At 72.0% G+C, this 24916-nt stretch carries 19 protein-coding genes and 1 pseudogene; 8 read left to right on the top strand and 12 right to left on the bottom strand.

Features of this window, described 5'->3' with window-relative positions:
- Positions 1–508: 508 nt before the first annotated feature.
- The 5 genes and pseudogenes from ACIQMV_RS14780 to ACIQMV_RS14800 all read right to left on the bottom strand — a co-directional run.
- A pseudogene (locus ACIQMV_RS14780) lies at positions 509–1303 on the bottom strand (lysophospholipid acyltransferase family protein); the annotation flags it as partial.
- A complete protein-coding gene (locus ACIQMV_RS14785; protein ID WP_402592953.1) occupies positions 1303–2076 on the bottom strand; it encodes a GNAT family N-acetyltransferase in 774 nt (257 codons plus the stop codon). The pseudogene ACIQMV_RS14780 and the gene ACIQMV_RS14785, both read right to left, overlap by 1 nt.
- Positions 2077–2392: 316 nt before the next feature.
- A complete protein-coding gene (locus tag ACIQMV_RS14790; RefSeq protein WP_141355877.1) occupies positions 2393–3142 on the bottom strand; it encodes a succinate dehydrogenase/fumarate reductase iron-sulfur subunit in 750 nt (249 codons plus the stop codon).
- A complete protein-coding gene (locus ACIQMV_RS14795; protein ID WP_402592955.1) occupies positions 3139–5088 on the bottom strand; it encodes a fumarate reductase/succinate dehydrogenase flavoprotein subunit in 1950 nt (649 codons plus the stop codon). Before ACIQMV_RS14795 ends, ACIQMV_RS14790 begins: the two co-directional genes overlap by 4 nt.
- Position 5089: 1 nt before the next feature.
- On the bottom strand, positions 5090–5761 hold the full coding sequence (locus ACIQMV_RS14800) for a succinate dehydrogenase (protein ID WP_141355881.1): 672 nt from the start codon (positions 5759–5761) through the stop codon (positions 5090–5092).
- 120 nt (positions 5762–5881) lie between these two features.
- On the opposite strand from ACIQMV_RS14800, the gene ACIQMV_RS14805 reads away from it, so the two are divergent.
- A complete protein-coding gene (locus ACIQMV_RS14805; RefSeq protein WP_402592958.1) occupies positions 5882–6769 on the top strand; it encodes a LysR family transcriptional regulator in 888 nt (295 codons plus the stop codon).
- An 81-nt stretch (positions 6770–6850) separates the two neighbouring features.
- Here the strand turns inward: ACIQMV_RS14805 and ACIQMV_RS14810 are convergent, their stop codons facing one another.
- On the bottom strand, positions 6851–7531 hold the full coding sequence (locus tag ACIQMV_RS14810) for a TetR/AcrR family transcriptional regulator (protein WP_402592959.1): 681 nt from the start codon (positions 7529–7531) through the stop codon (positions 6851–6853).
- An 88-nt stretch (positions 7532–7619) separates the two neighbouring features.
- Here ACIQMV_RS14810 and ACIQMV_RS14815 point away from each other — a divergent pair, with 88 nt between their 5' ends.
- Together ACIQMV_RS14815 and ACIQMV_RS14820 are read left to right on the top strand one after the other, a co-directional pair.
- A complete protein-coding gene (locus tag ACIQMV_RS14815; RefSeq protein WP_402592960.1) occupies positions 7620–9248 on the top strand; it encodes an amidohydrolase in 1629 nt (542 codons plus the stop codon).
- Between the two features lie 94 nt (positions 9249–9342).
- Positions 9343–10734, top strand: coding sequence for an APC family permease (locus ACIQMV_RS14820; protein ID WP_402592961.1), 1392 nt, complete (start codon positions 9343–9345; stop codon positions 10732–10734).
- A 305-nt stretch (positions 10735–11039) separates the two neighbouring features.
- Here the strand turns inward: ACIQMV_RS14820 and ACIQMV_RS14825 are convergent, their stop codons facing one another.
- The 3 genes from ACIQMV_RS14825 to ACIQMV_RS14835 form a co-directional block, all read right to left on the bottom strand.
- Positions 11040–13181 carry a putative bifunctional diguanylate cyclase/phosphodiesterase gene (locus ACIQMV_RS14825; protein ID WP_402592962.1) on the bottom strand — a complete coding sequence of 714 codons (2142 nt, stop codon included), beginning with the start codon at positions 13179–13181 and terminating at the stop codon, positions 11040–11042.
- Entirely contained in the window at positions 13178–13990 is an 813-nt protein-coding gene (locus ACIQMV_RS14830) for an SAM-dependent methyltransferase (RefSeq protein WP_401779782.1), read from the bottom strand. Before ACIQMV_RS14830 ends, ACIQMV_RS14825 begins: the two co-directional genes overlap by 4 nt.
- Before the next feature lie 271 nt (positions 13991–14261).
- Positions 14262–15200 carry an SCO0930 family lipoprotein gene (locus ACIQMV_RS14835; protein ID WP_402592964.1) on the bottom strand — a complete coding sequence of 313 codons (939 nt, stop codon included), beginning with the start codon at positions 15198–15200 and terminating at the stop codon, positions 14262–14264.
- A gap of 745 nt (positions 15201–15945) precedes the next feature.
- Here ACIQMV_RS14835 and ACIQMV_RS14840 point away from each other — a divergent pair.
- The 3 genes from ACIQMV_RS14840 to ACIQMV_RS14850 all read left to right on the top strand — a co-directional run bounded on the left by ACIQMV_RS14840 (position 15946) and on the right by ACIQMV_RS14850 (position 17476).
- Positions 15946–16074, top strand: a complete 129-nt coding sequence (locus ACIQMV_RS14840) for a hypothetical protein (RefSeq protein WP_263637975.1) — start codon at positions 15946–15948, stop codon at positions 16072–16074.
- Between the two features lie 17 nt (positions 16075–16091).
- On the top strand, positions 16092–16856 hold the full coding sequence (locus ACIQMV_RS14845) for a hypothetical protein (protein WP_402592966.1): 765 nt from the start codon (positions 16092–16094) through the stop codon (positions 16854–16856).
- A 161-nt stretch (positions 16857–17017) separates the two neighbouring features.
- Positions 17018–17476, top strand: a complete 459-nt coding sequence (locus ACIQMV_RS14850) for a hypothetical protein (RefSeq protein ID WP_402592968.1) — start codon at positions 17018–17020, stop codon at positions 17474–17476.
- A gap of 181 nt (positions 17477–17657) precedes the next feature.
- Here the strand turns inward: ACIQMV_RS14850 and ACIQMV_RS14855 are convergent, their stop codons facing one another.
- Positions 17658–18179 (bottom strand): hypothetical protein, encoded by a 522-nt coding sequence (locus ACIQMV_RS14855; RefSeq protein ID WP_141365945.1) that lies wholly within the window; start codon positions 18177–18179, stop codon positions 17658–17660.
- Positions 18180–19310: 1131 nt separating this feature from the next.
- Between ACIQMV_RS14855 and ACIQMV_RS14860 the strand changes: the two genes are divergently transcribed.
- Entirely contained in the window at positions 19311–19985 is a 675-nt protein-coding gene (locus ACIQMV_RS14860) for a class F sortase (protein WP_402592969.1), read from the top strand.
- 45 nt (positions 19986–20030) lie between these two features.
- On the opposite strand, the gene ACIQMV_RS14865 is transcribed toward ACIQMV_RS14860, so the two are convergent.
- Together ACIQMV_RS14865 and lysX are read right to left on the bottom strand one after the other, a co-directional pair.
- Entirely contained in the window at positions 20031–20882 is an 852-nt protein-coding gene (locus ACIQMV_RS14865) for a polysaccharide deacetylase family protein (RefSeq protein WP_402592971.1), read from the bottom strand.
- 96 nt (positions 20883–20978) lie between these two features.
- The gene (gene lysX, locus ACIQMV_RS14870; RefSeq protein WP_141355913.1) at positions 20979–24272 is read right to left on the bottom strand and encodes a bifunctional lysylphosphatidylglycerol synthetase/lysine--tRNA ligase LysX; all 3294 of its coding nucleotides are present in this window, start codon (positions 24270–24272) and stop codon (positions 20979–20981) included.
- Between the two features lie 115 nt (positions 24273–24387).
- Between lysX and ACIQMV_RS14875 the strand changes: the two genes are divergently transcribed.
- Complete coding sequence (locus tag ACIQMV_RS14875; RefSeq protein ID WP_141355915.1) at positions 24388–24867, top strand: universal stress protein; 480 nt, start codon at positions 24388–24390, stop codon at positions 24865–24867.
- Positions 24868–24916 lie beyond the last annotated feature (49 nt).

Raw genomic sequence — 24916 nt, forward strand, 5'->3', positions numbered from 1 at the left:
CCGCGAGAGCATCCCCGGCGGGGATGTGACCCACGAGAGCGCCCCCAGCGGAGACCCGACCCACCAGAGCATCCCCAGCAGAGGCCCGACCCGCGGCGTCGTGACCCGCGAGAGCATCCCCGGCAGAGGCCCGACCCGCGGCGTCGTGACCCGCGAGAGCATCCCCGGCGGGGATGTGACCCACGAGAGCGCCCCCAGCGGAGACCCGACCCACCAGAGCATCCCCAGCAGAGGCCCGACCCGCGGGGTCGTGACCCGCGACAGCATCGCCAGCAGAGGTCCGACCCGCAGGGACGTGACCCGCAGGGACGTGACCCGCAGGGACGTGACCCGCAGGGACGTGACCCGCAGGGACGTGACCCGCAGGGACGTGACCCGCGACAGCATCCCCGCCAGAGACCCGACCCACGAGAGCATCCCCGCCAGAGACCCGACCCACGAGAGCGTGACCCGCAGGGGCGTGCCCCGCAGAGTCGTGGCCGCAAGTTGCGGTCGAGTGCGGGTCGGTGCCGTGGTCGCGGCCGTCGGGGAGGTCCTGGCGGGCCGCGCGGGCCAGTGTGCGCCGGTCCGGACAGGCACCCGGAGGGAGCACGGGGCGCACATCGACCTCGGCGACCAGGTCGCGTGCGGTCGCCACCCGCCACAGGGACGCGAGCAGGGAGTCGTCGCCGACGAAGGCCGTGGCCGTGCTGGCCCCTCCCCCGGCGTGCCCCAGATAGCGGATGCGGACCGGCTGGACGGGCACCCCGGCGTCGAGGGCGGCCTGGAAGACGGCCCGGTGGAAGGCGCCCTGGGCACGGCCGCACCAGGTGCTGCCCTCGGGGAAGGCGGCGACCGCGGCGCCGGCGCGCAGCTCCCCGGCGATGTGCGCCACCGTCTCGGGCAGGGCGCGCAGCCGGTCCCGTTCGATGAACAGGGCGCCGCCGCGCGCGGCGAGCGCGCCGGCCACCGGCCAGCGGCGGATCTCCGTCTTGGCGAGCATCCGGGCCGGGCGGACGGCGGCCAGCAGCGGGATGTCCAGCCAGGAGATGTGGTTGGCGACCAGCAGGAGGCCGCCGGTGGGCGGGGCGGTGCCGGTGATGCGGACGCGGACCCCCGAGGCCCTGACGACCGCCCGGCACCAGCGCCGGACCCAGCCGGCGGGGATCCGCGCACCGAACGGCGACAGCACGACCCCGGCGAGTACGAGGGCCGTGACCAGCGTGAGCCGCAGCACGGCGCGCGGTACGACGGCCCCCGTGGACCCCGTCGTCTCCACGCACGCCCTCGGAGTGCAGGGCGCGCTGGGCAGCCAGAGGCTCATCAGGCTGGTACGAGGGAGAGGAAGTGCCGCAGGTAGCGCGGGCTGACCCGGCGCATCGACAGCAGGACGTAGAGGTCGGCGACCCCGAAGTCGGGGTCGTGCGCGGGCGCTCCGCAGACCTGGGCGCCGAGCCGGAGGTAGCCGCGCAGGAGGGCGGGCAGTTCGGTGCGGGGCGCGGCCGGGAGGTCGGCCCGCGGGATCCACGGCAGCAGGGGGCGCACCCGGTGCTCCTCCGGTGCCAGGTTCTTCTCGCGCACCCGCTCCCAGGTGGCGGAGGCGAGGGCGCCGCCGTCGGCCAGCGGTATCGAGCAGCAGCCCGCCAGCCACTCGTGGCCGCGGTCCACCATGTAGCGGGCCAGCCCGGCCCAGATCAGCCCGATCACCGCGCCGTCGCGGTGGTCGGGGTGCACGCAGGAGCGGCCCACCTCCACCAGCCCGGGACGGATCGGGGCCAGCGCGGTCATGTCGAACTCGCCCTCCGCGTACAGCCGTCCGGCGATCGCGGCCCGCTCCGGCGGCAGCAGCCGGTAGGTGCCGACGACCTGTCCGGTCGTCGTGTCGCGCACGAGCAGGTGGTCGCAGTAGGCGTCGAAGGGGTCGACGTCGTACCCCGGCTGCGGGGTGGACAGCAGGGCGCCCATCTCCCCGGCGAAGACGTCGTACCGCAACCGCTGTGCGGCCCGCACGTCCGCCTCGTCACGGGCGAGGGCGACGGTGTAGCGGGTGGGCGGCGCGGGCTGCGGGGGGCTTTCGAGCGTGGAGACGCCGGTCATGTTCTCTCCTGGTCGTGGACCCGGTGCGGAAGAGGGACGGCGGACCGGCGGTGCGGTCCGTCGTCCCTGTTCTTCCGATGCCGGTTGGCGTCCGCGTGACCTGTGCCGGGAGAACGGATGTGGGGATGTTGAACGGCGCGGGCTGCGCCCCGTCCGGCCGGCCCGCCTGACGCTCCCCTCGGCGTCGAGGACCCGTTCGGGGACCGGGCCGCCCGCCCGCGGCCGGGTCCTCGTGGAGAAAACCGAGGCGGGGCCGGGGATGAGCACCACTCCCGGCCCCGCCCGTCCGCCCCCTCGGCGAACGTTCCCTGATGGGCTACCGCTTGGACGCCTTGCGGGTCGCGCGCAGCCACTCCTTGTTCATGCTGGTGATCGACACGAGGGGGATGCCCTTGGGGCAGGCGGTGGCGCACTCCCCGGTCAGGGTGCAGCCGCCGAAGCCCTCCTCGTCCATCCGGGCCACCATGTCCAGGACGCGCGTCTCGCGCTCGGGGGCGCCCTGGGGCAGCACGTTGAGGTGGTTGATCTTGGCGGAGGTGAACAGCATCGCCGCGCCGTTGGGGCAGGCGGCGACACAGGCGCCGCAGCCGATGCACTCGGCGTGCTCGAAGGCGAAGTCGGCGTCCGGCTTCGGTACGGGGGTGGCGTGGGCCTCGGGCGCGGAGCCGGTGGGGGCGCTGATGTAGCCGCCGGCCTGGATGATCCGGTCGAAGGCCGAGCGGTCGACCACCAGGTCCTTCACCACCGGGAAGGCGGCGGCGCGCCACGGCTCGATGTCGATCGTGTCGCCGTCCTCGAAGGACCGCATGTGCAGCTGGCAGGTGGTGGTGCGCTCGGGGCCGTGCGCGTCGCCGTTGATGACCAGGCTGCACGCGCCGCAGATGCCCTCGCGGCAGTCGTGGTCGAAGGCGACCGGGTCCTCGCCGGAGAGGATGAGCCGTTCGTTGAGGACGTCCAGCATCTCCAGGAAGGACATGTCGGGCGAGATGTCGTCCACCTCGTAGGTGGACATGGCGCCGTCGGCGTCGGCGTTCTTCTGCCGCCAGACGCGCAGGGTGAGCCTCATGCGTAGCTCCGCTGGGTGGGGTGGACGTACTCGAAGACCAGGTCTTCCTTGTGCAGGGTGGGCGCCTCGCCCGTGCCCGTGAACTCCCAGGCCGCCGCGTAGGCGAACTGCTCGTCCCTGCGGGCCGCCTCACCGTCGGGGGTCTGGGACTCCTCGCGGAAGTGGCCGCCGCAGGACTCGGCGCGGTGCAGCGCGTCGAGGCACATGAGCTCGGCGAGCTCCAGGTAGTCGACGACGCGGTTGGCCTTCTCCAGGGACTGGTTGAACTCCTCGCCGGTGCCGGGAACCTTGATGCGCCGCCAGAACTCCTCGCGGATCTGCGGGATGCGGTCGAGTGCCTTGCGCAGGCCCGCCTCGGTGCGGGCCATGCCGCAGAACTCCCACATCAGTTCGCCGACTTCGCGGTGGAAGGAGTCGGGGGTGCGGTCGCCGTCGACGGTCAGCAGCAGGTTGAGGCGGTCCTCGGTCTCGGCGACGGCCTCCTGGACGGCGGGGTGGTCCTCGGTGACGGCCTCCTGGTGCGGGTTGCGGGCCAGGTAGTCGTTGATCGTGGCCGGGAGGACGAAGTAGCCGTCGGCCAGGCCCTGCATCAGGGCGGAGGCGCCGAGGCGGTTGGCGCCGTGGTCGGAGAAGTTGGCCTCGCCGACCGCGAACAGGCCGGGGACGGTGGTCTGGAGGTCGTAGTCGACCCACAGGCCGCCCATCGTGTAGTGCACGGCGGGGTAGATCCGCATCGGCACCTCGTACGGGTTCTCCGCGGTGATCCGCTCGTACATGTCGAAGAGGTTGCCGTACTTCTCCTCGACCTTGTTCCGGCCCATCCGCCGGATCGCGTCGGCGAAGTCCAGGTAGACGCCCTGGCCGCCGGGGCCGACACCGCGGCCCTCGTCGCAGACGTTCTTCGCGGCGCGGGAGGCGATGTCACGCGGGACGAGGTTGCCGAAGGAGGGGTAGATGCGCTCCAGGTAGTAGTCGCGCTCGCTCTCCGGGATCTCGTTCGGCGGGCGGTTGTCGCCCTTGGCCTTCGGGACCCAGATGCGGCCGTCGTTGCGCAGCGACTCGCTCATCAGGGTGAGCTTGGACTGGTGGTCGCCGGTGCGCGGGATGCAGGTGGGGTGGATCTGGGTGAAGCAGGGGTTGGCGAAGTACGCGCCGCGCCGGTGCGCCCGCCAGATCGCGGTGGCGTTGGAGTTCATGGCGTTCGTCGACAGGTAGAAGACGTTGCCGTAGCCGCCGCTGGCCAGGACGACCGCGTCCGCGAAGTAGGTGTCGACCTTCCCGGTGATCAGGTCGCGGGCGACGATGCCGCGGGCCCGGCCGTCGACGACGATCAGGTCGAGCATCTCGGTGCGCGGGTGCATCTCGACGTTGCCGGCGGCGATCTGCCGGGACAGCGCCTGGTAGGCGCCGAGCAGGAGCTGCTGGCCCGTCTGACCGCGGGCGTAGAAGGTGCGGGAGACCTGGACACCGCCGAAGGAGCGGGTGTCGAGCAGGCCGCCGTACTCGCGGGCGAACGGCACGCCCTGGGCCACGCACTGGTCGATGATCTCCACCGAGATCTGCGCGAGGCGGTGCACGTTGGACTCGCGGGCGCGGAAGTCGCCGCCCTTGACGGTGTCGTAGAACAGCCGGTGGATGGAGTCGCCGTCGTTGCGGTAGTTCTTCGCCGCGTTGATACCGCCCTGCGCGGCGATGGAATGGGCGCGTCGCGGGGAGTCCTGGTAGCAGAACTGGACGACGTGGTAGCCCTGTTCGGCCAGGGTGGCGCCGGCCGAGCCGCCCGCGAGGCCGGTGCCGACCACGATGACCGTGTGCTTGCGCCGGTTGGCGGGGTTGACCAGCTTGGCCTCGAAACGGCGCGTGTCCCAGCGCTCGTTGATCGGGCCGGACGGGGCCTTGGTGTCGGCGACCGGCGCACCGGTCGCGTAGTCGGCGTAGGAGGTCATGTCAGCTCACCACTCCGGTCATGACGCCCACCGGGACGGCGATGAAGCCGGCCGTGAGCAGCAGTGCGAGAACGTTGGCGGCGGTCTTCAGGGCACGGTCGCGGGTGCGGCTGCCGACGCCGAGGGTCTGGGCGGCGCTCCAGAATCCGTGCCGGATGTGCAGGCCGAGCGCCAGCATGGCGACGATGTAGATGACGTTGCCGTACCAGGTGGAGAAGGTGTCCACGACGTTCTGGTACGGGTGGCCCGGCTGGAACCCACCGGAGTGCACGGTGCCGGTGGTCAGGTCGAGGATGTGCCAGACGATGAACAGGCCGAGGATGATCCCGCCCCAGCGCATGGTGCGGGTGGCGTAACTGGCCCGGGGCCTGGCGTGCACGTACTTGCTGGGCCGCGCCTTGATGTCGCGGCGGCTGAGCTGGTAGGCGGACACGGCGTGGGCGACGACGGCGGCCACGAGCACCACGCGGACCAGCCAGAGCGTCCACTCGTAGTGCATGAACGGCTCGCCGAGCGTGCGCAGCCAGTGGGCGTAGTGGTTGAACTCGGCCGCCCCGAAGTAGATCTTCAGGTTTCCGATCATGTGGACGACCAGGTACAGCAGCATGATCAGCCCGCTGACCGCCATCACGGTCTTCTTGCCGACGGTCGAGCCCCACACGGTGCGTGCCATGGACGGCCGTCGGTCCGTCCGCGTTGCCAGTGCCATGTCTCAGCACGCTAGGGCCGAAGGACCCCATCGGTCCAAGACATGGTCCAGCTCGTTTCAATAGGGATTGGCTATGCTGGTCTCGTGCAGTTCCAGCAGCTCCAGTACTTCGTGGCGGTCGCCGAGACCCGGCACTTCACCCGGGCGGCCGATCTGGTGCATGTCGCCCAGCCGTCGTTGTCGCAGCAGATCAAGGCGCTGGAGCGGGAGTTGGGAGCGGATCTGTTCCTGCGGGCCCGGGGCAACATCACGCTCACCGACGCCGGTGAGGCGCTGCTGCCGCTGGCCCGGCGCATCCTCGCCGACGCCGACACGGCGCGGCACGAGGTGCAGGAACTGGTGCAGCTGCGCCGGGGCCGGGTGCGGCTCGGCGCCACCCCGAGCCTGTGCACCGGCCTGCTGCCGGACGTGCTGCGCGCCTTCCACGACCGCTACCCGGGCGTCCGGCTGCTGGTCGAGGAGGGGGGTTCCCACGACCTGGTGCGGGAGCTGGCCCGCGGCGCCCTGGACCTGGCGCTGGTCGTGCTGCCACTGCCGACCCCCTCCCCCGCCCTGACCACGGTGGAGCTGCTGCGTGAGGACCTGGTGGTGGTCTCCTCGCCGGAGGCGCCGGCGCCCGGTGGCCCGGGGCGGCGCTCGGTCGCCATCGCGGATCTGGAGGGCGAGCGTCTGGTGATGTTCCGGCACGGCTACGACCTGCGGGAGCTGACGGTCGCCGCGTGCCGCGCCGAGGGCTTCGAGCCGGACCTCGCCGTCGAGGGCGGCGAGATGGACGCGGTGCTGGGTTTCGTACGGGCGGGGCTCGGGGTGGCCGTCGTCCCGCGCATGGTCGCCACGCGCGCCGGCCGCGGCCTGCGGGTCACCCCGCTGGCCCGCCCCGGACTGCATCGCACGATCGCGCTGGCCCACCGCAGCGACGTGGCTCCGCCGAGGGCGGCGAGGGAACTTCAGCGGATGCTGCTGGAGCGGTGACCGTTGAGCGTAATCCGCTCTTCCGGATGCGTACTTGATCTTCCGTCAGTTTGACGGCACGCCAGTCTGACTCAACGTCAACTAAGGTGCGCCAGAGGCGGTTTCCGCGGCCAGCCGCGCGCGCAGGCCGTCGACCAGTGCCGCGAGGGCGACCTCGAAGGCCAGGTCCGCGGCGGACCGCCCCTGCGCGGCGGAGGCCTCGTCCCGGGCGTGCACCGCGGCGGTGAACCTGGGCACCTGGGGCGAGTCCGGCCCGGGGTCGAACATCGCGGCCGGTGCCACCAGGTCCAGCGCCGAACCGAGGACGAACGACTCCACGCCGACCATGACGGGGATGACCGAAGCGGTCGGCCATCCGCCGCGCTCAAGACCGGAGACCACCGACTCGTACATCCGCAGGGTGCGGTGCGCACCGGACACCGGGATGGTGGCCAGCAGCGAGATGGTCTGCGGATGCGCCGCGAACGCCGCCCGGTAGAGCCGGGCCCAGCCGACCAGGGCCTCGTCCCAGGGCAGGGTGTCGAAGACCTTCGCGTCGATCGGGTCGGCCACCAGCTCGCGCACTCCGGCGAGGATGTCGTCCTTGCCCTTGACGTGGTTGTAGAGCGACGAGGGCCGGACCCGGAGCCGCCGGGCCAGCAGCGCGATGGAGAACCCCTCGGCGCCGACCTCGTCGATCAGTTCCAGCGCGCCGCGCACGATCACCTCGCGATCGAGTACGGGCGTGCTCGGCCGTCCCGCCCTTCGCGTCCCGGCGCTCATCCGGTGTCCCCGCCCCTCTTCCCAAGCGTCGTCGCGTGAGTCTAACCTGCGTCCACTAAAACGAATGGCGTTCGCTTTGGGAGTACGTATGCCCCTCACCGTCTTCCGCAACGGCACCGTGTGGACCGGTCTGCCCGTACCGTCCGGCGCCGGGCAGCCGCCGACCGCGCTGGCCGTTCGGGACGGCCGCGTCGAGGCCGTCGGCGCCGAGGCCGAGGCGCTCGCCGGCGCCGCCGACGAGCTGCTGGACCTCGACGGAGGTCTGCTCATGCCCGCGTTCGGAGACGGTCACTGCCACCCCGACCAGGGCGGATTCGAAGCACTCGGGCCACGGATCAGACCCTGTACCAGCGTGGACGAGCTGGTCGCGGAGGTCGGCCGGTACGCCGCCGAGCACCCGGAGGCGGACTGGATCCTCGGCGGCAGCTACGACTCCACGCTCGCCCCCGACGGCCTCTTCGACGCCCGCTGGCTCGACGCCGTCGTGCCCGACCGCCCGGTCGCCCTGCGGGCCTGGGACTACCACACGCTGTGGTGCAACACCGAGGCCATGCGCCGGGCCGGCCTCGACGGCTCCGCCAAGGACAGCGAGCGCGGCCGGTTCGTACGCCGTGCCGACGGCAGCCTGATGGGCACCATGGTCGAGTGGGACGCGGTCGACGCGGTCCTCGGCGCCGCACCCGAGCGCACCCTGGACGAACGCGTACGGGCCCTGACCCACGCCACCCGCACCTACGCCGCGGCCGGGGTCACCTGGATCCAGGACGCCTGGGTGGACCACGAGGCCGTCGACGCCTATCTGACGGCGGCCCGGCAGGGCGTCCTGGCCACGCGGGTGAACCTCGCCCTGCGCGCCGACCCGTCGCGGTGGCGCGAGCAGCTGGCCGAGTTCGCGGCCGACCACGACCGGATCCACGCGGAGGGGCTCGACCGGCTGACCGTGCGGACCGTCAAGTTCTTCGTCGACGGCATCATCGAGAACCGCACCGCGGCGCTGCTCGAACCGTACGCCGACGACCCCTGCACCCGGGGCATGCCGGTCTGGGCCGCCGCCGAGCTGCGCGAGGCGCTGGTGGAGATCGACCGGCTGGGGCTCCAGCCGCATCTGCACGCGATCGGCGACGCCGGCATCCGCACCGCCCTGGACGCCCTCGCCCACCTCGCCGAGGTGCGCGGCCCCCGGGACCGGCGTCCGGTGATCGCCCATGTGCAGATGGTCGACCCCGAGGACCTGCCCCGCTTCGCCGAACTGGGCGTGATCGCCAACATCGAGCCGCTGTGGCTTCAGCCCGACCCCGCGATGACCGACTTGACCATGCCCCGTCTGGGCGAGGTCCGGTCCCGGCAGCAGTACCCGCTGGGCTCGCTGCTGCGCAGCGGAGCCCGGGTCTCGTTCGGGAGCGACTGGCCGGTCACCGACCACCGGCCGTTGACGGGCCTTCCGGTCCCGGTGACCCGGCAGACGCCGGAGCGCCTCCCCGAGGGCGGGTGGCTGCCGGGGGAACGGATCGACATCGAGACCTCGATGTCCTGCTACACGGCCGGCGTCGCCCATCAGGCGATGGCCGACGACCGGGGTGTCCTGGCCCCGGGACGGGTCGCCGACCTGGTCTGGCTCGACCGGGACCCCCGCGGCCTCGATCCGCACGACGTGCCCGCCATCACCGTGCTCGGCACCTGGCTGGCGGGCGAGCGCACCCACGGCACCCAGGGGTGACCCCACGGCGGGGCGCCGCCGCACGCCCCGCCCCAGCCGCCGCCCTTGCCGGATCACCCGGCGATGCCTCATTCTTCTGCGGAAGGAACGCTTCATGACGGATACAGACATCCCCGCGGAAAAAGGACTCAGGCGAGTCCTGGGGCTGCCGGGGCTCACCCTCTTCGGGCTCACCTATCTCGCCCCGGTGACCGTGTTCACCACCTACGGGGCGGTCACCGGCGTCACCCACGGCCATCTGCCGGCCGCCTATGTGATCGCCCTCGTGGTGATGCTCTTCACTGCCGTCAGCTACGGGCGGATGGTGCGGGCGTTCCCCACGGCGGGGTCGGCGTACACCTACACCCAGCAGTCCTTCGGCGGGCATGTCGGCTTCATGGTCGGCTGGACGCTGCTGCTGGACTACCTCTTCCTGCCGATGATCAACTTCCTGCTGATCGGCATCTATCTGCACAGCCAGTTCCCGTCGGTTCCCGCGCGGGTGTTCGTGCTCGCCGCGCTGCTGCTCGCGCTTTTCGTCAACGTGCTCGGCGTGGACTCCATCAGCCGGCTCAGCATCCTGGTGGTGGGCCTGGCCGGGGTACTCGTGGTGCTCTTCGTCGCCCTGTCCGTCCAGCACACGCTCGGCCACGGCGCCTCCAAGCCGTTCGCCTCGTTCCTGCCGGGCGGCTCCGGGACCTCGGCGGCGTTCTCCGGGGCCGCGATCCTGGCGCTGAGCTTCCTCGGGTTCGACGCGGTCTCCACCATGTCGGAGGAGGCCAAGGACCCGCGGCGCACCATCCCCCGCGCCATCGTGCTGACCACGGCCATCGGCGGCGTCCTGTTCATCGTGGTGTCCTGGATGGGCGCGCTGGTGCACCCGGGCGCCACGTTCAGCGACCCCGACAGCGCGGGCCTGGACATCATGCGGACGCTGGGCGGTTCGGCCTTCACCTCGTTCTTCGTGGCCGTCTATGTCGCGGGCGCCTTCGGCTCCGGGGTCACCACGCAGGCGAGCGTGTCCCGGATCCTGTACTCGATGGGACGCGACGGGGTGCTGCCCAAGCGAGTGTTCGGCTACCTGCACCCCCGCTTCCGCACCCCGGTGATCGCGACCGGCCTGGTGTCCGCGGTCTCGCTGGTCGCCCTGTTCATCAGCCTCGACAACGCCGTGGTGATGATCAACTTCGGTGCCCTGATCGCCTTCTCGATGGTCAACCTGAGCGTGGTCAAGCACTATCTGATCGACCAGGGCCGCCGGAGCGGTCGCGACCTGCTCTCCTACGGGCTGTTGCCGATCGTCGGATTCGCGCTGACCGTCTGGCTGTGGACCAGCCTGGAGGGCATCACCTTCGAGGTGGGGCTCTGCTGGATGCTGGCCGGGTTCCTGTACCTGCTGTTCCTGACCCGCGCGTTCCGGCGGAAGCCTCCGGTGATGAGCTTCAGCGAGGAGCGGTCGGAGGCGGAGGCCGCACCGGGCGACGTGGCGGCGGTGCCGCGGGTTTGAGTGACGCGGCTGAGGGCCTGCCGACGGGGTGTCGGCAGGTCCTCGCCCGTGCCGGGCCCACGTGCCGGGGGCCGGGAACCGTGTTCGGCCGCGGGTCCGTTGTCGCTGGGCGCAGTTCTCCGCGCCCCTGGGCGCCCCTTCGAGGCCCGAAGAACGTGCTCGCCCACGGGTCCGTCGTCGCCGGGCGCGCGGTTCCCCACGCCCCTCGGCGCCCCTTCGAGGCCCGAAGAACGTGCTCGCCCACGGGTCCGTCGTGGCTGGGCGCGCGGTTCCCCACGCCCCTCGGAGCCGCCGGGCGTTGCCGGTTACGTTGTCGCGTCTGCCAGGGCCAGGTCGTGCAGGCGGTCCGGTGGGCCCGGGCGGGCGTAGTACCAGCCCTGGGCGGTGTCGCAGCCCAGGACGCGCAGTTGCTCGGCCTGGGCACCCGTCTCCACGCCCTCCACGGTGACCGCGAGGTCCAGGCTGTGAGCGAGCGCGACGATGCCCTCGACGATCTTCAGGTCGACGGGGTCGGCCGGGAACTGCTGCATGCCCTGGGTGAAGGAACGGTCCAGCTTGAGCACGCTCACCGGCAGCCGGCGCAGGTTGGCCAGGTTGGAGTAGCCGGTACCGAAGTCGTCCAGGGCGATGTCGACGCCCATCTCGGCCAGCCGGCGCAGCGGCTTGAGCAGGTCGTCGTCGGCGCCGATGAGCGCCGACTCGGTGACCTCCAGGCACAGCGCGTCCGGCTGCACGCCCGCGCGCTCCAGGATGTCGACGGTGTCCTGGACGAGCCCGGGGTGGGTGAGCTGGCACGGCGAGAGGTTGACGTTGATGCGCAGCGGTCCCTCGGCGCCGTCCCGGTGCGTCTCCCGCCACCGGCGGGCCTGGCGCACCGACTGCTCCATGACCCAACGGCCCAGCGGGACGATCAGCCCGGTGTGCTCGGCGAGCGGGATGAACCGGTCGGGGCCGAGGACGCCGTGCTGCGGATGCAGCCAGCGCACCAGCGCCTCGGCACCGCGCACACTGCCGTCACCGAGGTGCACCAGGGGCTGGTACTCGATGAAGAACTCGCCCCGGTCCAGCGCGGCCGGCAGCGCCGTGGTCAGTCCATGCCGGGTGATGGCGCGGGCGTCGGCCTCCGGATCGGCGAGCTCGAAGCGGTTGCCGCCGGCCGACTTGGCCCGGTACATGGTGATGTCCGCGCTGCGCAGCACCTCGGCCGCGCTGCGCTCGCCCGCCGGTCCCTCGACGATGCCGATGCTGCCGCGTACGGCCAGTTCCCGGCCGTCGATGCGGACCGGGGCGACCAGCGCGTTCATGATCCGGGCGGCGAGCTCGTCGACCTCGCGTCGGGTGCCGGGGCCGGTGGTCAGCGCGACGAACTCGTCACCGCCGAGCCGGGCGACCATCTCGCCGGGCGCGGTCGCACAGGCCTGGAGCCGGTCGGCGACCTCGACGAGCAGCCGGTCGCCGGCCGCGTGGCCGAGGCTGTCGTTGATGGTCTTGAAGCCGTCCAGGTCGAGGTAGCACAGGCCGAAGCGCTGGTCCTCGCCCGCGTTCAGCGCCTTCTCCAGGCGTTCGAAGAACAGAGTGCGGTTGGGCAGGCCGGTGAGCGCGTCGTGGGTGGCCTCGTACCGCAGTCTCAGATTGAGCAGCCGCCGCTCGGTGGTGTCCTCCATGAGGGCGAGCTGGTACTGCGGGTAGCCGTCCGCGTCGCGGAGCAGGGAGACAGTCAGGTTGGTCCACAGAACCGTTCCGTCCGGCCGGTAGAAGGCCTTCTCCACGTGGTAGTGCTCGCGCTCGCCGCGCACCAGTTCCTCGTACAGCCGCCACATCTGCGGGGCGTCGTCGGCGTGGGTCCACTCTTGTACGTTGCGGCCGCGCACGGTCTGCTCGGAGCCGCCGAACATGCGCAGCAGCGCGCTGTTGACCTGGAGGACGTTGCCCTCCAGGTCGGCGATGGCGATGCCGATCGCCGCGCCTTCGAACACGGCGCGGAAGCGGGCCTCGCTGGCGTGCAGGGCCTGGGCGACCACGCCCTGGGCGCGCAGCGCCGCCTGGGCTATCGCCTCCTGCTCGGCCAGTGTGCGTTCGCGCAGCGCCCGCGCGAACCCTGCCGCCATCGAGTGCTGCAACCGCGCGGAGCGGGCGCGCAGGTCCTCCTGGTCGCCGTCCTCGCCGCAGTACAGCACGAGATAGGAGTCGAGGCAGTCCAGGGAGCGGCTGAGCGCCTCGGGCGCGGTGCAGTGTGCGTCGACCAGGGCCGCGCCGACCGCCTCGCCCTCCTCCGCGGCGAAGGCCCGGTCCCGTAGCGCCGTGCTCAACCGGCGGGCGAGCGGCAGGAGTTGCTCCTCGAACTCCGGGCGGGTCAGCGACGTCGAGGTCACCGGGAAGACGGCCCGGCTCCAGATCGTCGTCAACCGGCGAAGTCTGCCCTCCGGCCCGTCCGGTCCCGCGATCACGCCGTACGCCCCACGCCCGCGAAACCGGAGAAGGCATACGGGTCCTCGTCCTCCGGCGCCGTACGCGGCCGCCAGTTCGGCATCGGCACCAGCCCGGGTTCCACCATGTCGTACCCCTCGAAGAACCGCGCGATCTCCTCGCGCGAACGCATGATCAGCGGGTTGCGAATGTCCTTGTACACGTCCACCAGGGACCGGCTCCGCTTCGCGGAAAGCGGGATTCCCTCGAACGCTGCATGGGTGAGGACAAGCAGGCTGCCCGGCGCGAGCGCGTCGCGCAGCTCGGCCACCGCACCGTAGGGGTCGTCCGCGTCCTCCACGAAGTGCAGTATGGCAACGAGAAGCAGCGCGACTGGCCGATTCAGGTCGATCAGCCGCCCCAACTCGGGGCTCGCGAGGATTTCCCCGGGCTTGCGCAGGTCGGCCGCGATCACGTCCGCGTCCTCGTTGCCCGCCAGAACGGCCTTGCTGTGGCTGACGGCCACCGGGTCGTGGTCGACGTACAGCACCCGCGCGCCGGGCCGGGCGGCCTGGGCGACCTCGTGGACGTTGCCGAAGGTGGGGATGCCGGACCCGATGTCCAGGAACTGGGTGATGCCCTCCGCCAGGGCGAAGTCCACGGCCCGGCGCATGAAGGCCCGGTTGGCCTGCATGATCTTGGGCAGCCCCGGCATCAACTCCATGGCCCTGCGGGCCGCTTCCCGGTCGACCTCGAAGTTGTGCGAACCGCCCAAGTAGAAGTCGTAGATTCGAGCGACGCTCGGCATCGAGATGTCGATGCTTCGCGGAGCCCAGGCGGGACGCTCCATCCATCTCTCCACAGCGTAGGCGATCCGGTGTTCGAGCTGAGGCTACTGATCGCCCGCCGAACGAGCGAGCGGAAACGGAAATTGACCATCCGTTCCCGGTCACCACCCGCGCTTCCGAGCTGCTCGTCGCACCCGCATCGCGGTGAATTGCCACGATCTGCACACACGGCGGACCGCCCCCTCCGTGCGGTACGGAGGGGGCGGTCCGATCTGGAGAGAGTTGGGGAAGTGGGGAAAGCGGAGAAAGCGGGGAAAGCGGAGAAAGCGACCCCTACTGCGGCGCGCCGATCGCCTTCCCGTCGGGGGAGACGGCGAACCATGTGCCGCCGATGCCCTGGCCGTTGACGTCCCCGGGCGCCTCGTCCCCGGAAAACGTGTAGAGGGGCCAGCAGTTGATGGTCATCTGCTTGACGCCGTCGGGCCGGGTGAAGGGCATCATGCCCTTCTTCAACACGCCCTTGGTGTCGCTGACGGCGACGGGCGCCACGGCCGGCCACTTCTCCAGGCAGGAACCGGTGCAGGCGGAGACCGACTTCGGCCACGCCTGGTCCTTCGAGAAGCGGTAGACCGTCATGCCGTTCTTGTCGACGACGACATCGCCCAGTTCGGTCTTCTTCACGGACAGGCCCGGCAGGTTCACCAACGAGGCCTTCTTGCCGTCGGGCGCCAGCGCGAACCACTTGCCGTTCACGCCCTGGCCGCTGGTCTCGCCGGCCTTGGTGTCCTTCGCGTAGCGGTAGGCGGGCCACCCGGCGATGGTCAGCTGCTTGCTGCCGTCGGCGCGGGTGACCTCGCCGAGCAGGGCCTTGTCGATACCGGCGCCGGCCGTGGCGTCGTCGGCGGGAACCGGCGGCCAGGCCGTGGCGCAGTCGGCGTCGCAGGTGGACTTGGGGGGCTGGGCCGTGTCCGCGTCGAAGCGGTACAGGGTCATCCCGGCGCTGTCGGTGACCACCTTGCCCAGCTCCGCGTTGGCGGAGACCGCGAGTTCCCCGGCGGCCTTGGCGGCACCCTGCTGACCGTCGGCGCCGTAACCGTTGCCGGCGCCGGTGTCGGCACCGGTGCCGACGCTGCCGAAGCCGCCGGCCGCGGCGGTCGCACCCACGTTCTGACTGCCCGCCGAAGGGACGCTTTCCTGACCGCACGCCGTCGTCAGCGCCAGCACGGCCGCGGCCGCCGCCACGAGTGAGGCGCTCCGCCAGGAGGTGTTCATCGTCAACTCCCCATAATCAAAAGGGTGTTGCAGCGCCCTACTGCGCCGCCGCACGACACTGGGTACGCATGGCACCGGTGGTTGTGTTCAATCGCGGCAGAGATTTTTTTCCGGAACCCGTGACACGTTCCGCGCCATTCGTACGCGCGTGCCCATCGGCGGCGCCGCGCCGGCCCGCCGATCAAACCCTCCGGCCTGCGGCATCCCACCTTCGGGGCAATCCGCGTCCACCGCGGCGTGCCACGGTCCACGACACCTCATGATCTTGCTCGTGCAACGACCCGAACCGACACGATCCGCCCTGGTGCTGCGGGTGTTGGCGCCGGCACTGCTGGCGTGGACGTGTGTGGGCGGAGCCGCCCCGGCCGCGGCCGACGCCTGCGCGTACGCCTCCACGGGCCCGGACGGCACGGAGGCGCTAGCGGTGGCCGGCAGCGGCCCCTGGCCCTCCTTTCCGCCTCTTCCGCCGCCGTGCCCGCGGCCGACCCCGCCGCCCAGCCCGAGTCCCAGCCCGACACCGCCGCCCACACCCACACCGACGCCCACGCCGCCTCCGCCGCCCACGCCGGCACCGCCGCCGAAGCCGACGCCCACTCCCAAGCCCAAACCCCCGCCGCCCCCGCGCCCGGCCCCGGCCGCCCCGCAGCCCCGGCCCGCTCCCCCACCGCCCGCACCACCCCCGGCACCCGCACCGCCGACCCCGAAGCCGGCCCCCAAGCCCCGTCCCCGCCCGTCCGTGACGCCGGTGACCTACCCGCGCCACCACACCCAGCCGCACCGGCCGACACCACGGCGCAGCCCCTCACCCCTCACCTACGTCCTGCTCATCGCGGTGCCCGCACTGGCCGCCGTGGCCGCGCTCCGCCCGCGCTGACCCCCTGGAGGAACCCGTTGTCGGAATGGCTTGTTCTCGTTCTCGCGATGCTGGCCGCCTGTGCGGTGGTCGTGGTCATCACCCTCCTGCGGCACCGCACGAAGGCCGTGGACGACGATCCCACCGAGACCCCGGACGTCATCGAGTACATGACCATGTGGATCGGCGTGGTCTACGCCATCGTGCTGGGGCTGGCCATCGCCGGTGTCTGGGAGGCGCGCGTCGCCGCCCAGGACCACGTCCAGGCGGAGGCCCAGGCACTGCACGAGGTCTCCGAACGTGTCCGCGTCTATCCGCCCGACGTCCGCGACCGCATCCGCGCCGACGTCGACACCTACGCCGGACACGTCGTGACCACCGAGTGGAAGACCATGGCCGACCATGGCCGCGTCACCCAGCGGGGCGACGAGCTGCTCGACCGCGTCCGCGCCGACGTCACCGACTACCAGCCCAAGTCGGACTTCGAGGCGCAGGCCTACCAGCCGCTGGTGGACCAGGTGGCCGCCGCCGCCCAGGCCCGCACCGCACGCGCCGGCTCCATGGGGGCGACGATGCCGGGTGTGGTGTGGTTCGGTCTGATCTCGGGGGGCGTCATCACCATCGGCATGGTGTTCGCGCTCCAGATCCGGCGCACGAGAAGGGAACTGATCCTCGCCGGGCTGTTCTCCGCGCTGATCACCTTCCTCCTCTTCCTGATCTGGGACTTCGACGCCCCCTACAGCCGCGGGGTCTCGGCCACCGCCGGGCCGTTCCTGGACCTGTTTCCCCATCTGACACACTGACGGCCCCGTATGAATCCCCTGTGCGGCCCAACCGTTGCCCCGTTCGCCCGAGTGCAATCGCGCCGGAACGCACACCTCCCTAGCGTTTTGGTCAGCGAGGCGCATACCCGGCACAAGCGGAAAAGGTCCGCTGCTGCTCCTCGGGGACCGGAGGACCCACCATGCGCGTAATAGGTGTTGTATCGGCCGCACTGCTGGGCGTCGGCGCCCTCACCTTCTGCGCGCCGGCCGCCGTCGCCAGCGGCGGTGACGGCCGCACCTACGGCAACGGGGGCGGCGACAGCCGTTCCTACGGAAGCGGAGGCGGAGGCGGAGGCGGAGGCGGAGGCGGTAACGAGGAGCGCTACGGCGGCGGGGGCGGCAGCTCCTACGGCGGCAACGGCCGCTCCGGTTACGGCGGTGACGACGAGGGGAGCTTCGGCGGTCGCGGCGGCGGTGGCGGTGGCGGTGGCGGTGGCGGTTCGGAGCACTTCAAGCACGGCGTCCGCGCGGGCGTGGGCGGGAACGTCGCCGGCTTCGACCTCAAGCAGATCGGCCTGGGCACCGCGCTCATCGGCGGCTCGATCGGCACGGCGTACCGCCTCTCCCGCCGGCGCACCGGCGAGGAGGGCACCGCCTGACCGTGCCCTCTCCCTCGGGACAGGCCTTCGCCCCGGATCTCTCCAGGTCCGGGGCGAAGGCCTTCCGGCGTACGCGGCCCAGGGGCGAAGGCCCCGCCGGAAGGAAGGCCGACGGCCCCGCCGGCAGAAGGAGATCCGGCCCCGCACACGAGAGCGGGGCCGGATCCGGAGTACGGAGCCGTCAGGAGCGCTTGTCGGACCGGCGCCGCATCCAGAGCACGCCGCCGCCGACGGCACCCGCCGCCATCAGCCCGCCGCCGATGGCCATGTCGGTCGGGGTGGCACCAGTGATGGTGCCGCCGCCCACTCCGCCGCGGACACCGCCGACGACGGTGAAGGCCTCCGGCCGGGTCAGCCGCCGGCCGTTGCAGTCGACCGTGATGTCGTACGTCCCGGGACGTGCGTCGTCGCGGATCGTCACGACACCCCTCGCGCGCTCGCCGGCGCCGTCGAACGGCCGCAGTGTCGACCGGGAGAACACGGTCGACGACATGGTCCCGCCGTTGCGGCAGCCGTCGATCGTGACCACCAGCTGACCGCCGCGGGCGATCACGCCGGGCGAGGGCACGATGCTCTGGACGCCACCCGGGCCATGGCCGGACGCGCCGCCGAGACCGGTACCCGGACCGACCCCGGAACCGCCACCCGTTCCGACGCCGGGCGCCGCCGCCCCCTCACCTCCCTTGTCGACGAGGCCCCCCAGACCGCCGACCCCCGCGCCCTCGCCTCCCTTGTCAACGAGGCCCCCCAGTCCATTGGGGCCGACGGGGCCAACGAAGTTCTCGCCGAAGTTCCCACCAAAGTTCCCACCAAAGTTCCCGCCGAAGTTCCCGCCGAAGTTCCCGCCGTAGCCGCCAACGCCAACGCCGACACCGGGGAACTCGCCGAACCGGTCCCCCCGACCGCCACCACGGAACTCACCGAACCCGCGGAACTCACCGAACCGGTCCCCCCGACCCCCCCGGAACTCACCGAACCCGCGGAACTCACCGAACCGGTCCCCCCGACCCCCCCGGAACTCACCGAAGCCACGGAACTCACCGAACCGGTCCCCCCGACCGCCACCTACAGGACCGAATCCGAATCCAGGTCCTACTCCCGTCCCGAACCCCGGACCCACTCCCGTCCCGAATCCAGGTCCTACTCCCGGTCCGAATCCAGGTCCTACTCCCGGTCCGAACCCCGGACCCACTCCCGTCCCGAACCCCGGGACCACACCCGTCCCGACCCCCGGGACCACACCCGTCCCGACCCCCGGTCCCACTACCGTGCCTCCTCCCGGTCCCACTACCGTGCCTCCTCCCGGCCCCACTCCGGGACCTCCGCCTGCACCGCCTCCCTGGCCCCCGCCCACGCCGCCGTCCCGTGTGATGCCGAGGACTTCGCTGCCCTTCGCCCCGGCCGCCGGGGCGGCGAGCCCGACCGCGGCGACCGCCGCGGCCAGCACCACCAAGGAGGCGGAGGGGGCCGAGCGGGCTTTAGGGGTACGAGTAGTACGCATGTGATCCTCCGCGGAAGGTGCCCCGGGGACCCGTACCCGGTCGATCGGTGAGAAAGCACCTCCCGCAACCGACCCTCGGACGCGCTCCACGCGGGCGCATTTCGGGGCTGGTCCGTCTCGGTGAGCGAATCCACCAGGACTTTCACCCCATTGAATATCGGCGCAGGTCACGGACCGTCAGAAATGCCCCTTCCGGACCGCCTCGGATGGCGCACGGCAAAATATCGCCGCCACCCGTTCGCGTGCGTCCCGTCGCCGGTAGCCCGCGCTGGACTTAGCGTTTCTCGCATGCGCTATTGACGCGGCGACGGCCGTGTCGAGAGGGGATGCCGAATGCCTGCGAGAGAGCTGACCGGATTCGTCGAGGAGGAGCGGGAGCGACCGAGGAAGCGCGCACCGTGGGGCGTGATAGCGCTTGCCCTGCTGACCGGACTCGCCCTGATCCGCAACGGCTCCGGGGAGTTCGACGTCGGCCCGCCCCAGCCCGCGACGGCGGCGGCGCCGGACATCAGGCACACGCCGCTCCCCTCGGGCGGGATCCTGCAGCCCCTGTTGCGCTCGGTGCCTGACCGGGTCAGGATCCCCGTCCTCCAGATCGACGCGCCCATCACCCCGGTCGGTGTGGACTCCGACGGCTGGGTCGCCGCGCCGCCGCCCGCGGACCCGAATCTGGCCGGCTGGTTCAACGGCGCGGTCACGCCCGGGGAAAAGGGCACTTCGGTCGTCGTCGGCCATGTCGACAACGATGCGGGACCCGCCGTGTTCTACGGACTCGGCGCCCTGCAGAAGGGAAACCGCGTCGAAATCAACCGCCAGGACGGGAAAACCGCCGTATTCGAGGTGTACGGCGTCGAGGTGTTCGCGAAGAACGATTTCCCCGGAGACCGTGTGTACGGCTCGAAGGGCACGCCGGAACTGCGGGTCATCACCTGCGGCGGCGGTTACACGAAGCAGAACGGATATCAGGGGAACGTCGTCGTGTTCGCCCGCCTGGTCGAGGTCCGCTGAGCGGACCCCGGCCCGGCGGGCGCCGGGCCGTGCGCGCGGCCCGGCTCAGGTGTACTCCCGGCGCGGCACGGTGAAGTGGTGCCCTTCCTCGAGGAGCTTGGGAAGGTAGTCGCGCAGCGCGCGGACGGTCTGCGAGCGGTCGCCCCCGGCGTCGTGGGAGAGCACCACGACCCCGGGGGCGGCGCCGTGCTCGATCCGGCGCACGATGACGCCGGTGCCGGGGGCGGTCCAGTCGAGGCTGTCGACGCTCCAGGCCAGCGGTTCCATGCCCAGGTCGGCGTTGATCCGGAACACGTCGCGGTTCCAGGCACCGTAGGGGGCACGGAACCACAACGGCCGCTCGCCGTAGGCCTTTTCGATGAGGTCGCTGGTGCGCTCGATCTCGGCGCGGATGCCGCGGCGGCCGAGGCGGGTGAGCAGCGGGTGGCTCCAGGTGTGGTTGCCGACGACGTGTCCCTCGTCGGCCATCCGGGCCAGCAGGTCCCGGTTCCAGTCGGCCATCTCCCCGCAGACCATGAACGTCGCCCGGACGTCGTACTTGGCCAGGGTGTCCAGGACGTGCGGGGTGAAATCGGGGTGGGGTCCGTCGTCGAACGACAGCATCATCGTGTCGCCGCGGCCGGAGAAACGCAGGATCGGCGTGGTCCGCACCTTGGCGGGCAGCGGCGCGGCCCGCGGCGGGACGTCACCGGCCAGGGGCCGCAGACGGTAGGCGGAGGAGTTGAGGGCGACGCGTGCCTCGGGGCCCGCGGCGGGGGCGGGCGGTACCGGAGTGTCGGAGGAACCGGAGAGCAGCAGACCGGCCGTGCCGGCCGCTCCCGCCGCTCCCGCCGCTCCGAGGGCGACGGCCCCGGCGAACAACGCCCGGCGTCGCGTGAGCAACTGATCCTTCTGCATGAGTCATCAGTGTCCGGGCCTTCCGCCTCTCCACCGGCACGGTGCCACGAAAGCACCCGCCCGGCCCAGCGCCCGGCGCCAGTTGTGCGCGGTGCCTCAGCGGCGGCGTACGAGGGGGAACGGCAGCGTCTCACGGATCGTCAGGCCGGTGAGGAACATGATCAGCCGGTCGACGCCGAGGCCGAGGCCGCCGGTGGGCGGCATGGCGTACTCGAGGGCGTCGAGGAAGTCCTCGTCCAGTTCCATCGCCTCGGGGTCTCCCCCGGCGGCGAGCAGGGACTGGGCGGTCAGCCGGCGGCGCTGTTCGACGGGGTCGGTGAGCTCGGAGTAGGCGGTGCCCAGTTCGGTGCCGAAGGCCACGAGGTCCCAGCGTTCGGCGAGCCGCGGGTCGGTGCGGTGCTGCCGGGTGAGCGGGGAGACCTCGGTCGGGAAGTCCTTGTAGAAGACGGGTGGCCCGGTCCGCTCCTCCACCAGCCGCTCGTACATCTCCAGGACGATCTCGCCGGGCGTGTCGTCCGCGGTGTACGGCACGCCGGCGCGGTCGCAGTGCCGGCGCAGTGCCTCCGGGCCGGTGCCGGGGCCGATCTCCTCCCCGAGCGCCTCGGAGATCGCGCCATGCACGGTCTTGACCGGCCAGGGCCCGGAGATGTCGTACCCGATGCCGTTCCGGTGGGCGACCGGTCGGCCGAAGGCGGCGGTGGCGGCGCCCTGGATCAGCTCGCGGGCGAGGTCGAGCATGACGTCGTAGTCGGCGTAGGCCTGGTAGGCCTCCAGCATCGTGAACTCGGGGTTGTGCTTGTGGGAGACGCCCTCGTTGCGGAAGGTACGGCCCATCTCGAAGACCTTCTCCAGACCGCCGACGCACAGGCGCTTCAGGTACAGCTCGGGTGCGATGCGCAGGTACATGTCGAGGTCGTAGGCGTTGATGTGGGTGGTGAACGGGCGGGCGTTGGCGCCGCCGTGGATCTGCTGGAGCATCGGCGTCTCGACTTCGAGGAAGCCGCGGTCCAGCAGCCCCTGGCGCAGGCCCTGTACGGCGGTGGAGCGGAGGCGGACGACCTCGCGGGCCTCGGGGCTGGTGACCAGGTCGAGGTAGCGCAGGCGCACCTTGGTCTCGGGGTCGGTCAGTCCCCGGCGTTTGTCGGGCAGCGGGCGCAGGCACTTGCCGAGCAGGCGCCAGGAGGTGACGAAGACGGTCGGCTCGCCCCTGTCGCTCCGTCCCGCCCGGCCGGTGGCGGTGATGTGGTCGCCGATGTCGGTGTCGGCGGTGAAGCGCTTCAGGGCGGCCGGCCCGGTCCGGTCGCGGGTGAGGGCGAGTTGGTGGTCGCCGGACCAGTCCCGCAGCACGACGAAGACGATGCCGCCGAAGTCCCGGACGAGCAGGATCCGGCCGGCCACGGTGAGCTGCTCCCCTTCGCGGACCTCGGCGAGGGTGCGGGTGCGGGCCTTCGTCCCGACCGGGTAGGGGTCGGTGCCGGCCGCGCGCAGCCGGTCGAGCCTGGCGTGCCGGACGCGGACCTGCTCGGGCAGGCCGGCGAGCGGACCGCCGGCTTCGGCCCGGGCCTCCTCGTCGAGTCCGAGCGCCGTCAGCGGGGGCAGGCCCTCGGTGGTGGCCGGGCGCGGTCCGGTGGCGGGATGGGCCGGGTGGCCCTTGCCCCAGAGCTTGCGCAGCGAGGGTACGGCGACGAAGCCCTCGGCGATGCCGGAGGCCAGGCCGATACGGGCCAGGGAGGCGGTCTCGCCGTAGCAGATGAAACGCGGGTACCACTCGGGGTGGTACTTGGCGTTGGACCGGTACAGGGCCTCCAGCTGCCACCAGCGGGAGAAGAACAGCAGCAGGCCGCGCCACAGCCGCAGCACGGGTCCGGCTCCGATGCGGGCACCCTCCTCGAACACCGAGCGGAACACCGCGAAGTTCAGCGAGATGCGGCGTACGCCGAGCTTCGGGGCGGCGGCGCAGAGTTCGGCGACCATGTACTCCATGACGCCGTTGGGTGCGGCACGGTCCCGGCGCATCAGGTCCAGGGAGGCGCCGTCGCGGCCCCAGGGCACGAAGGACAGCAGTGCGAGCAGCCGGCCCTCCGCGTCGAGGGCCTCGACCAGGAGGCAGTCGCCGTCGGCCGGGTCGCCCAGGCGGTCCAGCGCCATCGAGAAGCCGCGCTCGGTCTCGGTGTCGCGCCAGGCGTCGGCCTTGTCGACGATCTCCTCCATCTCGGCGTCGGTGAGGGTGGCGTGCCGGCGGATGCGGCAGGTGGCGCCGGTGCGGCGGACGCGGCGCACCGCCTGCCGGGTCACGCGCATGTCCCGGCCGTCGAGGTCGAAGCCGGCGACGTGCACGATCGCCTCGTCGCCGAGTTGGAGGGCGCCGAGTCCGGCGCGGGCGTAGGCCCGGGCGCCCTCCTCGGACGCGCCCATGACGGCGGGTGCCCAGGCGTAGCGGCGGGCCGCGTCCAGCCAGGCGGCGATGGCGTGCGGCCAGGCCTCGCGGTCTCCGACGGGGTCGCCGCTGGCCAGGCACACACCGGTCTCGACGCGGTAGGTGACGGCGGCCTTGCCGCTGGGCGAGAAGACGACGGCCTTGTCGCGGCGGGTGGCGAAGTAGCCGAGGGAGTCGTCCTCGCCGTAGGCCTTGAGCAGGGCGCGGATGCGGGGTTCCTCGTCGCCGTGCAGGGCCGCCTCCAGGCGCTGCGAACGGAACAGTGTGGCGGCGGCGTTGAGCAGGGCGAGCGCTCCGAACAGGCCGAGCAGGAAGGTCACCGGGCGCGGCGGGTGGCCGTCGAAGTCGCGGGTGGAGATCAGTCCGCCCATGACCCGGTTGGCGGACCACGCCAGGTGCAGGCCGGAGGGCAGGGTGCCGGGGAAGAGCGCGACCAGGCCCCAGCCGGCCAGGACGGCCACGGCGAGTCCGGCGACCAGCACGGCCAGCGCCCGCCACCAGGAGCCGCGGCGGGAGGCGGCGTAGAACTCGCCTCTGGCCGTGATCAGCAGCACCAGCGCCAGGCCGCACAGCACGAGGGACGGTGCCGACTCGGCGTACTCGCCGGCCGCGAGGCCGAGTACGTCACCGAGGATCACCAGGCCCAGATAGCCGACGACCAGCCACCAGGCGACCTTCTTGCGCGCGGCGGTCGCGCCGGCCAGCAGGACGAGGAAGACGGCGTAGGCGAGGTTGACGCTGACCGGGACGAGGAGCAGGTCCAGGACGCGGACGACGGGGTGGAGCAGGACCCGCAGCGGGGCGATGAGGTCCAGCAGCGCGCACAGCAGGGCCAGAGCGCCGAAGAAGGTGGCGAAGCCTTGCGGCACCCTGCTGAGGAGGCCCTTCCTCCGCGGCGTCCGGGCGGGGTCGGCGGCGCCCCGGGAGGGGGCTGCACCGGTGGCGGCGGTCATGGCTCTGACGTGGTGGCGCTCATGGTTCCGACTGTAGGAACCGGGCGCGCGGGGCGCCCGTCGAGAGGTGACCCGCGCGGCGTTGGGAACCGGGGATTCCGATAGCCTCGCACATGTGACGGAACAGCACGAGCAGCACGAGCGGCACGCGCACCGGTTCGAGCGGGGCACGGACGGGCCGAAGGTCATCGTCGCCGGCGTGGACGGCTCCGACTCCTCGATGCGGGCCGCCGCGTACGCCGCCGGTCTCGCCCGCCGGCAGGGCGCGCTGCTGGCCCTCGTGTACGTGCAGCCGGTGATGACGGCGGGGGCGGCGCTCGGGGCGCCGGTGGCGGAGACGACGGACGAGATCGCCGAGGACCTCGTGCAGTACATCCGGGAGTCCACGGAGCGGCTGAAGGGGATATTCGAGGTCCGCTGGGAGTTCCACACCTTCCCCGGCGACCCGTACAACGGTCTGGTGAAGGCCGCCGACGAGCTGCGGGCGGACGCGGTGGTGGTGGGCGCCTCCGAGCAGGCCGGCCACCGGATCATCGGCTCGGTCGCGATCCGCCTGGTGAAGGCGGGACGCTGGCCGGTGACGGTGGTTCCGTAGGGCCCGTTCCCGGCGTTCGGACCCCGCGGCCGGCGGCCGGGGGCCGCCA

Origin of the sequence: Streptomyces sp. NPDC091412 (assembly GCF_044756885.1) — a bacterium.
Lineage (GTDB): Bacteria > Actinomycetota > Actinomycetes > Streptomycetales > Streptomycetaceae > Streptomyces.

What these genes read in the sequence shown, in the direction of transcription:
- ACIQMV_RS14810 (WP_402592959.1), bottom strand. Translation starts at nt 7,531, where the DNA reads ATGAGCGCCGGGACGCGAAGGGCGGGACGGCCGAGCACGCCCGTACTC.
- lysX (WP_141355913.1), bottom strand. Translation starts at nt 24,272, where the DNA reads ATGACCGCCGCCACCGGTGCAGCCCCCTCCCGGGGCGCCGCCGACCCC.
- ACIQMV_RS14795 (WP_402592955.1), bottom strand. Translation starts at nt 5,088, where the DNA reads ATGACCTCCTACGCCGACTACGCGACCGGTGCGCCGGTCGCCGACACC.
- ACIQMV_RS14785 (WP_402592953.1), bottom strand. Translation starts at nt 2,076, where the DNA reads ATGACCGGCGTCTCCACGCTCGAAAGCCCCCCGCAGCCCGCGCCGCCC.
- ACIQMV_RS14865 (WP_402592971.1), bottom strand. Translation starts at nt 20,882, where the DNA reads ATGCAGAAGGATCAGTTGCTCACGCGACGCCGGGCGTTGTTCGCCGGG.
- ACIQMV_RS14835 (WP_402592964.1), bottom strand. Translation starts at nt 15,200, where the DNA reads ATGAACACCTCCTGGCGGAGCGCCTCACTCGTGGCGGCGGCCGCGGCC.
- ACIQMV_RS14820 (WP_402592961.1), top strand. Translation starts at nt 9,343, where the DNA reads ATGACGGATACAGACATCCCCGCGGAAAAAGGACTCAGGCGAGTCCTG.
- ACIQMV_RS14860 (WP_402592969.1), top strand. Translation starts at nt 19,311, where the DNA reads ATGCCTGCGAGAGAGCTGACCGGATTCGTCGAGGAGGAGCGGGAGCGA.
- ACIQMV_RS14800 (WP_141355881.1), bottom strand. Translation starts at nt 5,761, where the DNA reads ATGGCACGCACCGTGTGGGGCTCGACCGTCGGCAAGAAGACCGTGATG.
- ACIQMV_RS14790 (WP_141355877.1), bottom strand. Translation starts at nt 3,142, where the DNA reads ATGAGGCTCACCCTGCGCGTCTGGCGGCAGAAGAACGCCGACGCCGAC.
- ACIQMV_RS14850 (WP_402592968.1), top strand. Translation starts at nt 17,018, where the DNA reads ATGCGCGTAATAGGTGTTGTATCGGCCGCACTGCTGGGCGTCGGCGCC.
- ACIQMV_RS14815 (WP_402592960.1), top strand. Translation starts at nt 7,620, where the DNA reads ATGCCCCTCACCGTCTTCCGCAACGGCACCGTGTGGACCGGTCTGCCC.
- ACIQMV_RS14830 (WP_401779782.1), bottom strand. Translation starts at nt 13,990, where the DNA reads ATGGAGCGTCCCGCCTGGGCTCCGCGAAGCATCGACATCTCGATGCCG.